Origin of the sequence: Mesorhizobium sp. M1143 (assembly GCF_040318435.1) — a bacterium.
Taxonomy (GTDB): domain Bacteria; phylum Pseudomonadota; class Alphaproteobacteria; order Rhizobiales; family Rhizobiaceae; genus Mesorhizobium.
In genome coordinates, this window is record NZ_JAMYMJ010000030.1 from 1 (window position 1) to 14,120 (window position 14,120).

Sequence of the window (14,120 nt, forward strand, 5' to 3'; positions counted from 1 at the left end):
GTCGAGCGAAGCTCGACGGAGTGGGGGTCGACCCTTGGGCGCAAAGCGAGGCAATGCTTGTGCCTGGTGCCCTTATGTGCGTTTACGGCGAAGGTGGTTCCCCCACTCCGTCTCGGCTTCGCCGAGCCACCTCTCCCCCCTCCGGAGGGAGAGGAAAGGGTGGCGCGCCCCGATCTCTAGGGGCGCGCCGGGCGCAGGGAGATACGCCCTATTTCTTGATCACGGCGTTGGCCTTGGCAGCCGCTTCCTTCAAGCCTGCTTCGGGGTCGCCGCCAAGATAGATCTTTTGCATCGCATCCGAGGTAATCTGGGCGACTTCTTCCCAGCCGGGGATGACCGGCGCGAAGCGGGCGTCGGGCAGCAGCGCGGTGAAGGCCGCCAGATCGGCATTGTTGACGTAATAGTCCATCTTGGCCTCTTCCTTGTTCACCGGCAGGAAGCCTTCCCCTTGTGTGAACTTGGCGCGCTGTTCGGTGGTGAACAGGAAGTCGAGCAGCTTCCAGGCCTCGTCCTTGTTCTTGGAGTTCTTGAACATGATGATGGAATCGGTGACGCCGTAGGTACCACGCGCGCCGCTCGGGCCGGCCGGAATTGCGGCCACGCCATATTTCAGGTTCGGCGCCTCGTCCTTGATCTGGTTGGACAGGAAAGGGGCGGTGATCATCATGCCGACCTTGCCCTGCTTGAACAGGTTCTGCACGTCCTCGCGGTTGTTGGAGGTGACGCCGGGTTCCGTCAGGCCTTCGTCGATCATCGACTTGTAGAGCTTGGCGGCTTCGAGCGCCCCGGGAGTGCCGAGGCCCGACGTGCCGTCCTTGTTGAGGATCTCGGTGCCTTGCGACCACATCGCATAGTAGTAATAGACGTCGGTCTCGATCTCCTTGCCCTGCAGGCCGAAGCCGAACGTGCCGGAGCCCAGCGCCTTGATCTTGCGCGCATCGTCCTGAAGCTCGGTCCAGGTTGCCGGCGGGTTGGCGATGCCGGCCTTCTCGAACAATTCCTTGTTGTAATACATAGCGCGCGCCGAAGCCGCGATCGGCAGGCCGTACGTCTTGCCGTCCATGATCGAGGGCGACAGGAAGGTGTCGATGAAGCGGTCCTTGAAGTCAGGCTTGATGTAGCCGTCGAGCGGCTCGGCGACATCCTGCTGGACGAAATCGATCAGCCAGCGGGTGCCGATGATCGACAGATCGGCATTGGTGCCGGCGGTGATGTCGGTGGTCAGCTTCTGCAACAACACATCCCACGGCACGACTTCGAACTTGACGGTGATGCCGGGATTGGCTGCCTCGAATTCCTTTTTCACCGCTTCGAAATACGGCCCGGTCTTGGCGCTGTATTCGGCGACGGTGACGCGCACTTCGCCGGCATCTGCCTGTGCCGTGAGCGCCAGCAGGCTCATTCCGGCCATCAGGCCGACAGTCCATTTTGCAAGCGTCATTCGATCTCTCCCATTTGATTGGCGCCTGCGCTCTTGCGGCTTTCAGGCGGCCAAGGCTTTATGTGACTTTCCTACATTATCCATCATTTCACGCTGTGCAAGCGGATTATCCTGTTGCTTTATTACATTTCTTAAAATAGCGTTTTCCGACTATCGTAGATCCCAGGAGACGCGCAGGGTGGTTTCAAAGGCCGAATTCGCAGGCAAGACTGTGCTGGTAACCGGCGCCGGCGGCGGTCTCGGTTCGGCCATCGTGGCGCTGCTGGCCGAACGTGGCGCGCGAGTCGTCGGCTGCGACCAGTCGGAAGAAGCGTTGCGCAGCCCGCACCTGGCGTCGCACCACGTCTTCGACCTCCTTGACCGGGCCTCAGTCGAGGCCGCGATCGCGGCAATCCTCGCCAAGGATGGCGTTCCCGACATCCTGATCAACAATGCCGGTTGGACACGCGCCGAGACGCTTGCCGCGCTGACCCCTGACAGAATAGAGCACGAGCTCGATCTCAATCTGACCGGGGTGATGCTGTTCGCCGATCCGCTGATCAAGGCGATGGCCGCGCGTGGCTCGGGCAGCGTCGTCTTCATCTCCTCGGTCAATGCGATTTCCCATTTCGGCAATCCAGCCTATGCCGCCGCCAAGGCCGGCATCAACGGCTATGCGAAATCGGTCGCGGTGGAGCTCGGCCGCAGCGGCCTGCGCGCCAATGTCGTCTGCCCCGGTTCGATCCGCACCGCCGCCTGGGACCATCGCCTGGCCAAGAACCCGGATGTTCTCGGCAAGCTCAAGCGACTCTATCCGCTCGGCCGCATCGTCGACGCCACCGAAGTGGCCGAAGCGGTGGCCTTCCTTGCTTCGGAGCGCGCATCGGGGATAACCGGCGCGGTGGTGCCGGTGGACGCCGGACTGACCGCCGGCTTCCTGCCCTTCATCGACGACATTTTGGGAGCCTGACCATGACCGACGTCGAGTTCCGCGACCTGTCGAAATCGTTCGGACGCCACAAGATCCTCGAGAACATCAGCCTAGACATCAAAAGCGGCGAGTTCGTCGTGCTGGTCGGCCCTTCCGGCTGCGGCAAGTCGACCTTGCTGCGCATGCTGGCCGGGCTGGAGCCGATCACCTCAGGCCGCCTCCTGATCGGCGGCGTGCGCGCCAACGATCTGCCGCCGCAGCAGCGCAACATTGCCATGGTCTTTCAGTCCTATGCGCTGTTTCCGCACCTGAAAGCGGCCGACAATATCGGCTTCGGCCCAAAGATCCGCGGTGAGAGCCGCACGGTAATCGACGACAAGGTCAAGAAGGCGTCCGGGATACTCAACCTGTTCGCCTACCTCGACCGCTATCCCCGGGAGTTGTCGGGCGGCCAGCGCCAGCGCGTCGCCATGGGCCGCGCCATCGTGCGCGAGCCCTCGGTGTTCCTGTTCGACGAACCGCTCAGCAATCTCGACGCGCAATTGCGCGTGCAGATGCGCACCGAGATCAAGGCGCTGCACCAGCGGCTGAAATCGACCATCGTCTATGTCACCCACGACCAGATCGAGGCCATGACCATGGCCGACCGCATCGTGGTGATGGATCGTGGCAAGATCCAGCAGGTCGGCGCGCCGCTGGAGCTTTACGACCGTCCCGCCAACAAATTCGTCGCCTCCTTCATCGGCTCGCCGTCGATGAGTTTTGTCTCCGGCGCCCTGAAGACGACGCCCGAGAAAAGCTGGTTCGAATCGGCCGGCGGAGGGCGACTGGCGCTCGGCAGCAAGACGGTGCCGGCTGGCAGCACGGTCGAGGCCGGCATACGGCCCGAACACTTCGTCATCGGCGAGGCTGTCGACGCGATGGCGATCAAGGTCGATGTCGTCGAGCCGACCGGCTCGGAAACCCATGTCTATGGCGCCATCGGTGCCGACACGGTGCGCGCCGTGTTCCGCGATCGGATACAGGTCAAGCCGGGTGAAATGCTGCCGGTCTCGGTCGCGCCTGCAAACATCCATCTGTTCGACACGGCGACAGGCCTGCCGCTATGAGAGCGCCGGCATGAAAACGAAAACACCACGATGAAGACGACAACCCAGAAATGAAAACGCCGGCCGACATCATCACGCGCCTGCAGCTGATGTCGCAGGACGGCACCAAATCGGACCGCCGCCTGGCCGGCCTCGTGCTGACCGATCTCGACTTCGCCTCCAAGGCGGCAATCTCGGACATTGCCGCGCGCGTCGGCGTCAGCGAGCCGACGGTCACCCGTTTCTGCCGCAATCTCGGCTGCGAGGGTCTGCGCGATTTCAAATTCTACCTGGCGCAGGCGATCGCCATTGGCGGCCAGTATCTGTCGCCCGAACCGCTGAACCGCGACGCGCGCGAGCAGCGCATTGCGTCGGCCATCACCGAAGCGGCAATCGCCGCCATCCAGCGCGCCAGCGAAAACCTCGACATGAAGACGCTGGTGGGCGTGGCCGCGCGCATCGTCAGTTCGGGCAATGTGCTGTGCATCGGCTCCGGCGGCATTTCCTCGATGATGGCGACCGAGATGCAGAACCGGCTGTTTCGGCTGGGCGTGCCGGTGCTGGCGCAGATCGACGGGCAATTGCAGCGCATGTATGCCGCGGTCGCCACATCGGAGACGACGCTGATCGCGTTCTCGGTGTCCGGCTATGCGCGCTCGGTGATCGACGCCGTGCAGGTGGCCCAGCAATATGGCGCCAGCACCATCGCCGTAACCCCGCCGGAATCAGCGCTCGCCAAGGCCGCCGATACCGTTATCCAGTTCCAGTCGCTGGAAGACGGCAACATCTACAAGCCGACCTCGTCGCGCTACGCGCTGCTTTCGATCGTCGACATGATCGTCACCTCCGTGGCCGAGACGCGCGGACCCAGGGTTCTCGAAAACCTGCGCCGCATCAAGCAGAGCGTGAACACGCTGAAGGTTGACGATCCGAAATTGCCGCTGGGGGATTGAGAGCGGGGCGGAAGCTGCCAATCTCGTGGGGGAGATGTCCGGCAGGACAGAGGGGGGCGCTGTTCCGCCGACAGATCAAGGGGCTGCATGCCGCAACGCTGGATCTTCGATCAGCGGCTGAGCGCCCCGATACGCTGCGCCAGCACCGCCGGATCACCCGCGACACGCACCGTCTTCAGCCGCGCCGTGCCGCCTGCAATGACCGACACGGCCGATGCCGGAACGCCCAGCGCCTTGGCCGCCAGCCGTTCCAGCGCCGCATTGGCCGCGCCATTCTCCGGCACGGCGCGCACGCGCGCCTTCAAACGGCTGCGCCCGTCGGCCGATACCTCGACGCCTTCGAGCCTGTCCACCGAACACTTCGGTGTCAGCCGGATAAACAGGTCGATGCCGTCGACGCGCAAGCGGAATGGCGCGCTCATGCCATCGTCAGGCTCACAGGACCAGCGGCGCTATCGTGGTGAGAATGAGCTGCCTGAGAAAGAACAGGAGCAGAAGCAGGATGATCGGCGAAATGTCGACGCCGCCGAGGTCGGGCATGAACCGACGGATCGGCCGCAGCGCCGGCTCGGTCAGCCGGTAGAGCATGTTGCCGATGCTGCCGACAAATTGATTGCGCGAGTTGACGACGTTGAACGCATAGAGCCAGGAAAAGATCGCCGAGGCGATGATGACCCACCAGTATAGGTCCAGCGCCATGACGATTGTTTGAATGAGGGCGAGCATGCCGGTCTCCGATTGTTGCCGACATGTAGCCATTGCGCGCGAAACCGGCAAGGGCCGGTCGCCTACAAGCACCGGGCACAAGGGAATTCGGCAAAACCCCGCCTTGACAGGAAACCGCAGCCTTCGATAAATGCGCCATCCGCTGGACGGGGCTGTAGCTCAGCTGGGAGAGCGCGTCGTTCGCAATGACGAGGTCAGGAGTTCGATCCTCCTCAGCTCCACCAGCGGAATTTCCATTTCCTTGCTCGTCCCGAAAAATATCTGGACTCTGTGCCTGCTGGAGCAACTTGGGAAAGCGCGTGGCCCTTTCGCTTTGGGAATCGCGTCACAGGCCGAGCCTGGGGGCGAGATAAGGCGCGAGCGCAAGCGAATAGGTGGCCGTCAAATGACCGGTGTCGCGCCAGACGATCATATTGCCGACGACCGCCGGGCATAGTTCCGGTCCGCACAAAGCGTCAGTCATATCGACGACGCGCACGTTTTTCTGACCCTCCGCGGCAAGCGCCAACAGGTTGTTGAGCTCGGCGTCGCTTCTTTTGGTGAAGCATTTTGCGGGCGTGGCGCTCAGGCAATCGCCGGGTTCGAATCGCATCAAGGGCGTGTTCCGGATGACGATGATCTGCGAACCTGCCTCGGTCAGTTCGCTCCAGACATTGCGCAGCCCCTCGATCATCAGGTCATCCGGAACCGATCCGGCGTTGGACTGGCTGGTGATGACGGCGAGCGGCCTGAGCTTTAAAACCTCAGCCAGCACTTTCTCCCTCCACTCGTAGCAAGATGGATACGGTTTGCCGTCCGACTTGGTAGGCGCACGCGCGAATGCGCAGGCGGATTTCGAGAAAGAAACCAGTTTGAATTTGCGGTCCCTGGCGATCTTGTTCAAGGCTGGACCCCATTGGGCAGCGTGGGAATCGCCAACGAGGACGATGGTTTTCGGGCCGGCGGGGTCGCCCAGCACGCATCCCACCGGTTTTGCGCCTTTGAGGTTCTGCTGACATCCCGCCGAGAACAACCTCGACACATCCCGCCTTAGCCTGGCCAGCGGCGGCAGGAGGTCAACATCGTCCGGAACCGCGGCGCCGGTCAGCAAGGCGGCAGGCCCGGGATAGGCCGGCGTGCCGATCAGCGTAATGTCGGTGCGTTGCGTCGTCACGAAATGCAGCAGCCCCTCCGATGCCGCCACGCATGCCAGCACCGCGATGGTGCCATATCCCAGCGGCTTCCACCACGCTCCGCCCTGGGCCTGTCGGTAGGGTTGTTCGACATAGCGATAAGACAGGTCCGACAGGACCAGGGTCACCGCAATCAGGCCGGCACCACTGGCAAAGGTCAGCGAAAAGCCCTGTCCTAGGAAGAATGTGATCAACGGCCAATGCCAGAGATAGATCGAATAGGACCTATCGCCGATGAACCGAAGCGGCCACAAATCGAGCCCACGAAACCGACCGGCTTGGACTTCGCCAGCCAGGATGATGAGCACGGTGGCCAGGGTTGGCAGCAACGCACTGAGGCCAGGGAACGGTGTCGCCGCTGAAAACAGAAGAGCGGAGGCAAGGATGCCGGCGGTGCCGGCAAGCGCCATCACCCGGCTTGCACCCGCGCCCAGGCGGAACCGGTGCTCGCCAAGCACCAGCAGGCCGCCCAACGCCAATTCCCACAGGCGTGTATGGCTGACGAAATAGGCCTGTGCCGGATCCGTTTTCGTCAGGATGATCGAGGCGGCCAGCGATGCCAGGAAAACGAGCGACAATGTCGTCGCCAGGCATCGTCGCAAGGAGAGATGCCATCGCCGCGCCAGCCAGATCACGCCGATCATGAGCACCGGCCAGACGATGTAGAACTGCTCTTCTATGGAAAGCGACCAGTAATGCTGCACCGGCGTCGGCAGATTGTCGGCGTCGAGATAGCTGACTGCCTCGTGGGCCAGACGCCAGTTCTCGACATAGAGCGCGCTGGCCAGGATCTGGTTGGCCGTTTCCTCCCAGCGCGCCTTGGAAATGAACAGCAGCGTACCGAGCAGCGTCACCAATAGCACCAGGATCGCTGCTGGCAGGAGCCGGCGGATTCGTCGCGAATAGAATTCGATCAGCGAGACGCGACCGTCGCGCAGCGCCATCTGCGCCAGCAGCCCGGTGATCAGATAGCCAGAGATGACGAAAAAGACGTCGACGCCGATATATCCGCCGGGAAGAGCATGGGGCCACAGGTGAAAGACGACCACCAGAGCGACGGCCAGTCCGCGCAACCCTTGTATTTCGGGTCGAAACCGACGGTTCTGATCGATTGTCACCGGGTATCCCCCAACAGTCTCAGCCGGCCTGGGATCAACCGGCCAGTCCGCGCCACGATCTTCATAAGGGCAGAGTGCCGTGAGGCAAGAGCCGATCGCAGCAGTTCATTCCCTTTCCGTCTCCAGTCCGCTCACCAGCGTGCCAACGAAACCCAGCAGCTCACTTTCGAGATCGGTGGACGCCAGGCCAATGAAACGGTCTTCGAGCGAGATGGCGACGATCCCATGCACGGCGGAGAACAGCGTGCGCGCGCGGGCCAAAAGCTCCGGCGTTGCCGCCGCCGGGAGCAGCTGGGCCAGCGGCTCGACCAGATGCTGGATCAGCACGGCATGTTCGGCCAGATGCCATCCGGGCACCGCCACGCCTGGCGCCATGCGATGCTCGAACAGCGCCTTCCACGCCATGCGATTGTCGCGCGCGAAAGAGAGATAGGCTTTGGCCAGAGCCCTCAGCTTGGCCCTTGGCTCGGCCGCGCCGGTCGCCTCCTGTTCCAACGCCGCCCCAAGTCTTGCCAGCGTGATCGAGTTGACGTGCAGGATGAGCTCGTCGAGGTCTGCGAAGGCGGTGTAGAGCGCGCCGAGCGCGCAGCCGGCATCGGCCGTGATGTCGCGTGCGCGCAGGCCGGCGAGCCCCGAGGCTTGAATGCGCGCGTGCGCGGCCTCGATCAGCCTGCCTTTGAGATCCTCGCGTTTGGCGTCCCGTTTTGCGGTCATTAACCTTCCTTATGCGCAAGTCATGAACAACGTTCATTTTATCCTTGAACGCCGTTCACAGTGTGCTACGTTGCGTCGTGAACAACGTTCATAGAGGAGAAACGGAAATGTTGAAACAGTTTTTTGCTCTCGTTCGCGGCCGAAGCTACGAAGCCGCCGAGGCGGTCGTCGACCGCAACGCGCTGATAATCCTGCGCCAGCAGATCCGCGATTGCGCCGACGCTATCGCGGCCGCCCGCCGGGCGGTTGCAATTGCCATCGCCCAGAACGAACAGGAAGTCGCGCAGTTCAAGAAGCTTGTCCTCCGCATCGACGATTTGGAGAAGCGCACGATCGCCGCGATCGAGCAGGGACAGAATGAACTGGCCCGCGAAGCCGCCGAAACCATCGCCATGGTGGAAGCCGAACGCGACGCCTCCGCCGAGGCGCAGAAAAGCTTCGGCACCGAGATCGAGCGTCTCAAGCGGATCATCCGCGTCTCCGAAATGCGCCTGCGCGAATTGCAGCGCGGCCAGCGCATCGTTGCCGCGGTCGACTCGACCCAGCGCCTGCGAGAAAGCGCGCCCGGCTCCAGCCTGTCGGCGCTCAGGGACGCCGAGGAGACGCTGCTGCGCCTGCGCACCAGGCAAAAGCAGATCGACGCCACCGCGGCCGCCATGGCCGAGATGGAACAGTCGGGCGATCCTGCCGCGGTCTCAGAGAAGCTTGCGGCCGCCGGCTGCGGCGCGCCGCTGAGAAGCAGCGCCGACGCCGTGCTCGAACGGCTCACGAAGACCATGACCAAGCCGGCCTGATCGTACCCGGCCTGATTGTATCCAGTCTGATTGTATCCGGCCTGATTGTATCCAGCCTGAAACAGACCCACGCCCAACCAACCTAACCTTGAAACGAAAGGACCATATCGATGACCCCGAACACCTATTCCCTCAAGGACTCAAGCGCCTGGAAGACCTTCACCATGGCCAGTTTCGCCGTTGCCACCACAATGATGGCCGGCGGCATCCACTTCATGGAGGCGAGCTTCGCCGCCAAGGGGTTTTATGCGATGGCCGCCATCATGCTCGTGCACACCTCGATCACCATCACCAAGACGCTGCGCGACTCGGAAGAGGCAAGCCGCTTCATCAACCGGCTGGAAGACGCCAAGACCGAGAAGTTGCTGATGGATGTCAGCCGCAGTAACGAAGTGTAACCGGGTTCCCGCTAAACAAGGCTCAACGCGCAAGACCGCTGATCAATCCAGCCAGGATTTTAATCGGTCATGCCCAATGGAAGTCGCCGCTATGGAAATCGCCCCGATCAACCGACCGACAGCTCATCTGATGACGTCCAGGCGCTTTGCGCCCTTGTTCTGGACGCAGTTCCTGTCCGCCTTCAACGATAATTTCCTCAAGAACACGCTGGTGTTCCTTATTCTGTTCACGCTGGCGGCGGACCAGGCGGCATCACTGGTCACCTTGGCGGGCGCCGTCTTCATGGCCCCCTTCCTGCTCCTGTCGGCGCTCGGCGGCGAGCTCGCCGACCGCTTCGACAAGGCTCTCATAGCCAAGCGTCTGAAATTCGCCGAGATCGCCGCGGCGGGTGTCTCCGTCGTCGGCATCGCCCTGTCGTCCATTCCCGTGCTGATGACGGCGCTGTTGATGTTCGGCGTTATCTCGGCGCTGTTCGGACCGATCAAATACGGAATCCTGCCCGATCACCTCGAACGCAAGGAACTGCCCAAGGCCAACGCCTGGATCGAGTCAGCCACGTTTGCCGCGATTCTCGGCGGCACCATAGCCGGCGGCGTCGTTTCCGCCGATGGCATCGGCGTCGCGGTGTTCGGACCGATCATGATGGCGCTCGCCGTCGGTTGCTGGCTCGTCAGCCGCTACATCCCGTCCACCGGTTCGGCGGCGCCCGACCTTGTCATCGACAAGAACATCTTCCATTCGACCTGGCGCCAGGTCGCCGAATTGCGCACCGACACGCGCATCTGGCGCGCCGGCCTGATGACGTCGTGGTTCTGGCTGATCGGCGCCATCGTGCTCTCGCTCCTGCCGGTCCTGATCAAGGATTCGCTCGGCGGCAACGAAATGGCCGTCACCGTCTACCTCGCCGTGTTCGCCGTCTCGATCGCCATCGGTTCGGCCATCGCCGCCTGGATGTCGCAGGGCCGGATCGTGCTGTTGCCGGCACCGGTCGGCACGGCGCTGCTCGCCCTGTTCGGCCTGCATCTCGCCTGGACCATCTCCGGCATGACGCCGTCGCCCCAGGCGGAAACCCTTGGCGCATTCTTCGCCGGCCCAAACACGATCCGCGTCGCCATCGACCTCGCCGGCATGGCCATTGCAGCCGCTTTCCTGGTGGTGCCGACCTTCGCCGCCGTGCAGGCCTGGTCGCCCGAAGCGCGGCGCGCCCGGGTCGTCGCCGCCGTCAGTATCGTCAATGCCGGCTTCATGACTGGCGGCGGCATCATCATGGCCCTGATCCAGACGAAGGTCTCGACCGGCGGCATCCTGTTCGGCCTCGTCGCGGCCAATGCGATTGCCGCCTGGCTGATGCTGAAATATTTGCCGACGAACCCCTTCCGTGACTTCGTCTCCATCCTGTTCCGCGCTTTCCTGCGCCTCGAAGTCGAGGGCATGGAAAACCTCAAGGCGGCCGGCAAGGCGCCGATCCTGGCGCTCAACCATGTCAGCTTCCTCGACGGTCCGCTCGCCTTGACGCTGACCGATGAGGAACCGGTCTTCGCCATCGACTACACCATTGCCCAGGCTTGGTGGATGAAGCCGTTCATGAAACTTGCCCGCGCTTTGCCGCTCAACCCGGCCAAGCCGATGTCGACCCGCACGCTGATCAAGATCGTGCAGGGCGGCGACCCGCTGGTGATCTTCCCGGAGGGACGCATCACCGTGACCGGCGGCCTGATGAAGGTCTATGACGGCGCCGCCATGGTTGCCGACAAGACCGGCTCGATGGTTGTGCCGGTGCGCATCGACGGGCTGGAGAAGACCTACTTCTCGCGGCTGAGCTCGCAGCATGTGCGCCGCCGCCTGTTCCCGAAGGTCAAGGTGACCATTCTGGAACCGGTCAAGCTCGAGGTGCCGCAGGAGCTGAAGGGCCGCAAGCGCCGCGCCGCGGCGGGTTCCGCGCTCTACCAGGTGATGTCGGATCTCGTTTTCCGCACCCAGGACATCGACAAGACCGTACTGGAAAAGATCATCGAGACGGCGAACGAACGCGGCATGAAACAGCTCGCAGTTCAGGATCCGGCCACCGGTTCTCTCAGCTACAGCAAGCTGCTCACGGCTGCCGCCGTGCTTGGTGAGAAGTTCCAGAACCTTTATGCCGACCAGCAGACGCTGGGCATCATGCTGCCCAACGCCAACGGCTCTTGCGCGACGCTGCTCGGCGTCATGTCCGCCGGCAAGGTTCCGGCGATGATGAACTTCACCGCAGGTGCTGCCAATATTCTGTCCGCCTGCAAGGCCGCCGAAGTCCGCACCGTGCTGACGTCCCGCGCGTTCGTCGAACAGGCAAAGCTCGGCGCTGTAGTCGAGGAACTCGGTCGCTCGGTCGACATCGTGTGGCTCGACGATCTCAGAAAGACCATCAGTCTCAAGGATAAGCTGCTCGGCTTGCTGCGCAAGTCGACGCCGCGCGCGAAACGCAAGCCCGGCGATGCGGCGGTGATCCTGTTCACCTCGGGTTCGGAAGGCACGCCGAAGGGCGTCGTTCTGACCCACCGCAACATCCTGGCCAACGCCGCCCAGGCGGCGTCGCGTATCGACTTCCATTCGGGCGACAAGGTGTTCAACGTGCTGCCGATCTTCCACTCCTTCGGCATGACCGCGGGCACGGTGCTGCCGTTGATCTCCGGCGTGCCGGTCTATTTCTACCCCTCGCCGCTGCACTACCGCCTCGTGCCGGAACTGATCTACGGCTCGAACGCGACGATCATCTTCGGCACCGACACCTTCCTCTCCGGCTATGCGCGCACCGCGCACCCCTACGACTTCCGCTCGATACGCTATTGTTTTGCCGGCGCGGAACCGGTCAAGACAGCGACGCGCATGACCTATATGGAGAAGTTCGGCCTACGCATCCTCGAGGGCTACGGCGTCACCGAGACGGCGCCGGTGATCTCCATCAACACGCCGATGTACAATCGCTCCGGAACCGTCGGCAAGATCATGCCCGGCATGGAATACCGCCTCGATCCGGTACCCGGCGTCGACGAAGGCGGCCGGCTGTTCGTGCGCGGCCCCAATGTCATGGCCGGTTATCTCCGGGCCGAGAAGCCCGGCGTGCTCGAACCGCTGGAGGACGGCTGGCATGATACGGGCGACGTCGTCGCTATCGACGAAGGCGGCTTCATCACCATTCGCGGCCGCGCCAAGCGCTTCGCCAAGATCGGCGGCGAGATGATCTCGCTCGCCGCTGTCGAAGCGCTGGCCGGCGAATTGTGGAAGGGCTCGCTGTCGGCGGTCGCCACGGTGCCCGACGCCCGCAAGGGCGAAAAGCTGATCCTCATCACTGAGGCATCCTGCGCCACACGAGCGGAATTCCTCGCCTACGCCAAGGCCAACGGCGCCATGGACCTGATGGTCCCGGCCGAAGTGCGGGTGGTCTCAAAGGTACCGGTCCTTGGCTCCGGCAAGCTCGACTTCGCCGCCGTGACAAAAATGGTGCGCGACGAAGAGGCCTTGAAGACCAAGGCCGCCTGACCCGGCTACGGCAACGGGCCGACGCAAGAGCCGGCCCGTTCAGTATGATCAACCCTTCGCATGCCGCTGCGAGATCAGCATCGCCATGCGCTGGACTGCCCGCAGCTCCATTTCCACGCCCGGCGACGATGCCAGCGCCGGCATGTTGAGCGCCACCACGGTCAACGGCTCGAGCGTCGCCAGCAGCACATGGGTCGCCTCAAATTTCTCGAACAGCCATGCCAGCTGCTCGCGTATATCCTGGTCGACTGGCGCCCCCGGCTGCGTATCGGCGAGCGAGCGCACGGGCTCCTGCTCCAGTGCACGGGCCAGCACCTTCAGGTCGAAATCGCCGAGGTCCCCTGCCGGCAGGATCAGCGCGCCGTCGACAAGGATATGGCTCTGCAGGCCGCGCAGGAAGCGCGCCGAATCGGTGAGATCACCCTCGGCCATATGCTTCAGCAACGAGTCGCGGCGCTTCTCCGCGGTGAGGCTGACGCTGTCATTGTAGATGACTGCCAGCAGCGTCGCCGAAAGCACGATCACCACGCCCTGCACGCTGCCGCGCCAGCCGAGATCGTCGATGCCGCCCAGCGCCAGCCCGGCGAAAACCGAGCTCAGCGTAATCACGGTAAAGGCGCCGATCGTGTCGCGATGGCCGAGGCTCGCGCGTCCAAGGCCGATCGTCAGCCAACACAGGAACAGGATGGCGATGCCGCCAAGCCGAACCGGCACTTCGAACAGGCCGGGCCGGTAGTCGGTGACCATGAACGGAATGATCAACAGCAGCGACAGCGCCATGCGCTCGACCGTGCGGTTTTCGGCCGCCGACAGGCTGTCGCGGTCGCGCGTCATCACCAACCAGCCGATGGCGAGAAAACCGCCAAACTGGAAGGCAAGTAGTACCGCCATTCGCCATGGCTCGGCAAAGCGTTCCGGGATCGGCGCCAGAACGAAGAACAGCAGGGCACCGCCGGCGGCGAACAATTTGAGAGCGAACGGCGCGTGCCGGCGCAGCAGGCCTTCGGTCAGCAGCAGTGCGGCCAGCGGCAGCAGACCCGCCGCCGTGATGGTGACGAAGCGGAAAAAGGCAAGACCCGTGGTCCAGTCGAGGATGCGGCAGGCAAGCAGCACTGCCAGCACCTTGAGGCCGAATAGAAAGCGCTGCGACAGCGGATCGCCCGTGTCGCGCCCGCCTATGATCGATATCACGACAAGCAGGCCAACCAGCGCCGCCAGCGAGGTGATGGTGTCGGCGACGAGCGTGCCGTCGAGGTTCATCATCGGCCGGCTGCCGTCAGCTTGCGGAT

At 63.2% G+C, this 14,120-nt stretch carries 12 protein-coding genes and 1 tRNA gene; 7 read left to right on the forward strand and 6 right to left on the reverse strand.

Going from position 1 to position 14,120, the window contains the following annotated elements; translation table 11 throughout:
* Positions 1-208 precede the first annotated feature (208 nt).
* Positions 209-1,441 (reverse strand): ABC transporter substrate-binding protein, encoded by a 1,233-nt coding sequence (locus NKH35_RS19740; RefSeq protein WP_352915920.1) that lies wholly within the window; start codon positions 1,439-1,441, stop codon positions 209-211.
* A gap of 178 nt (positions 1,442-1,619) precedes the next feature.
* Between NKH35_RS19740 and NKH35_RS19745 the strand changes: the two genes are divergently transcribed.
* Genes NKH35_RS19745 through NKH35_RS19755 form a run of 3 tightly spaced genes read left to right on the forward strand, consistent with a single transcriptional unit; the run spans position 1,620 to position 4,392 of the window.
* Positions 1,620-2,390: an SDR family NAD(P)-dependent oxidoreductase gene (locus tag NKH35_RS19745; RefSeq protein WP_352915923.1), complete on the forward strand. Its 771-nt coding sequence runs from the start codon at positions 1,620-1,622 to the stop codon at positions 2,388-2,390.
* Positions 2,391-2,392: 2 nt separating this feature from the next.
* Complete coding sequence (locus tag NKH35_RS19750; RefSeq protein ID WP_352915925.1) at positions 2,393-3,460, forward strand: ABC transporter ATP-binding protein; 1,068 nt, start codon at positions 2,393-2,395, stop codon at positions 3,458-3,460.
* Positions 3,461-3,510: 50 nt separating this feature from the next.
* On the forward strand, positions 3,511-4,392 hold the full coding sequence (locus NKH35_RS19755) for a MurR/RpiR family transcriptional regulator (protein ID WP_352915928.1): 882 nt from the start codon (positions 3,511-3,513) through the stop codon (positions 4,390-4,392).
* A gap of 110 nt (positions 4,393-4,502) precedes the next feature.
* Here NKH35_RS19755 and NKH35_RS19760 read toward each other — a convergent pair whose 3' ends face one another.
* Together NKH35_RS19760 and NKH35_RS19765 are read right to left on the reverse strand one after the other, a co-directional pair.
* The gene (locus NKH35_RS19760) at positions 4,503-4,814 is read right to left on the reverse strand and encodes a DUF167 family protein (protein WP_023715892.1); all 312 of its coding nucleotides are present in this window, start codon (positions 4,812-4,814) and stop codon (positions 4,503-4,505) included.
* A 13-nt stretch (positions 4,815-4,827) separates the two neighbouring features.
* Complete coding sequence (locus NKH35_RS19765) at positions 4,828-5,118, reverse strand: YggT family protein (RefSeq protein WP_023668602.1); 291 nt, start codon at positions 5,116-5,118, stop codon at positions 4,828-4,830.
* 148 nt (positions 5,119-5,266) lie between these two features.
* Between NKH35_RS19765 and NKH35_RS19770 the strand changes: the two genes are divergently transcribed.
* Positions 5,267-5,342 (forward strand) — tRNA-Ala (locus NKH35_RS19770).
* A 101-nt stretch (positions 5,343-5,443) separates the two neighbouring features.
* Here NKH35_RS19770 and NKH35_RS19775 read toward each other — a convergent pair.
* Together NKH35_RS19775 and NKH35_RS19780 are read right to left on the reverse strand one after the other, a co-directional pair.
* Positions 5,444-7,408: an acyltransferase family protein gene (locus NKH35_RS19775; protein WP_352915931.1), complete on the reverse strand. Its 1,965-nt coding sequence runs from the start codon at positions 7,406-7,408 to the stop codon at positions 5,444-5,446.
* Between the two features lie 105 nt (positions 7,409-7,513).
* Positions 7,514-8,122 (reverse strand): TetR/AcrR family transcriptional regulator, encoded by a 609-nt coding sequence (locus NKH35_RS19780; RefSeq protein WP_352915934.1) that lies wholly within the window; start codon positions 8,120-8,122, stop codon positions 7,514-7,516.
* Positions 8,123-8,229: 107 nt separating this feature from the next.
* Between NKH35_RS19780 and NKH35_RS19785 the strand changes: the two genes are divergently transcribed.
* The 3 genes from NKH35_RS19785 to NKH35_RS19795 all read left to right on the forward strand — a co-directional run bounded on the left by NKH35_RS19785 (position 8,230) and on the right by NKH35_RS19795 (position 12,831).
* The gene (locus NKH35_RS19785; RefSeq protein WP_352915937.1) at positions 8,230-8,916 is read left to right on the forward strand and encodes a PspA/IM30 family protein; all 687 of its coding nucleotides are present in this window, start codon (positions 8,230-8,232) and stop codon (positions 8,914-8,916) included.
* 110 nt (positions 8,917-9,026) lie between these two features.
* Positions 9,027-9,314 (forward strand): YiaA/YiaB family inner membrane protein, encoded by a 288-nt coding sequence (locus tag NKH35_RS19790; RefSeq protein WP_352915940.1) that lies wholly within the window; start codon positions 9,027-9,029, stop codon positions 9,312-9,314.
* A 91-nt stretch (positions 9,315-9,405) separates the two neighbouring features.
* Positions 9,406-12,831 carry an acyl-[ACP]--phospholipid O-acyltransferase gene (locus NKH35_RS19795; protein ID WP_352915943.1) on the forward strand — a complete coding sequence of 1,142 codons (3,426 nt, stop codon included), beginning with the start codon at positions 9,406-9,408 and terminating at the stop codon, positions 12,829-12,831.
* 48 nt (positions 12,832-12,879) lie between these two features.
* Here NKH35_RS19795 and NKH35_RS19800 read toward each other — a convergent pair whose 3' ends face one another.
* Positions 12,880-14,094, reverse strand: a complete 1,215-nt coding sequence (locus NKH35_RS19800; protein WP_352915946.1) for a hypothetical protein — start codon at positions 14,092-14,094, stop codon at positions 12,880-12,882.
* Between the last annotated feature and the right edge of the window lie 26 nt (positions 14,095-14,120).

Bases quoted from the DNA above. Each gene is read 5' to 3' on its own strand.
- NKH35_RS19740 (WP_352915920.1), bottom strand. From the start codon at position 1,441: ATGACGCTTGCAAAATGGACTGTCGGCCTGATGGCCGGAATGAGCCTG.
- NKH35_RS19750 (WP_352915925.1), top strand. From the start codon at position 2,393: ATGACCGACGTCGAGTTCCGCGACCTGTCGAAATCGTTCGGACGCCAC.
- NKH35_RS19755 (WP_352915928.1), top strand. From the start codon at position 3,511: ATGAAAACGCCGGCCGACATCATCACGCGCCTGCAGCTGATGTCGCAG.
- NKH35_RS19760 (WP_023715892.1), bottom strand. From the start codon at position 4,814: ATGAGCGCGCCATTCCGCTTGCGCGTCGACGGCATCGACCTGTTTATC.
- NKH35_RS19765 (WP_023668602.1), bottom strand. From the start codon at position 5,118: ATGCTCGCCCTCATTCAAACAATCGTCATGGCGCTGGACCTATACTGG.
- NKH35_RS19780 (WP_352915934.1), bottom strand. From the start codon at position 8,122: ATGACCGCAAAACGGGACGCCAAACGCGAGGATCTCAAAGGCAGGCTG.
- NKH35_RS19785 (WP_352915937.1), top strand. From the start codon at position 8,230: ATGTTGAAACAGTTTTTTGCTCTCGTTCGCGGCCGAAGCTACGAAGCC.
- NKH35_RS19790 (WP_352915940.1), top strand. From the start codon at position 9,027: ATGACCCCGAACACCTATTCCCTCAAGGACTCAAGCGCCTGGAAGACC.
- NKH35_RS19795 (WP_352915943.1), top strand. From the start codon at position 9,406: ATGGAAATCGCCCCGATCAACCGACCGACAGCTCATCTGATGACGTCC.
- NKH35_RS19800 (WP_352915946.1), bottom strand. From the start codon at position 14,094: ATGATGAACCTCGACGGCACGCTCGTCGCCGACACCATCACCTCGCTG.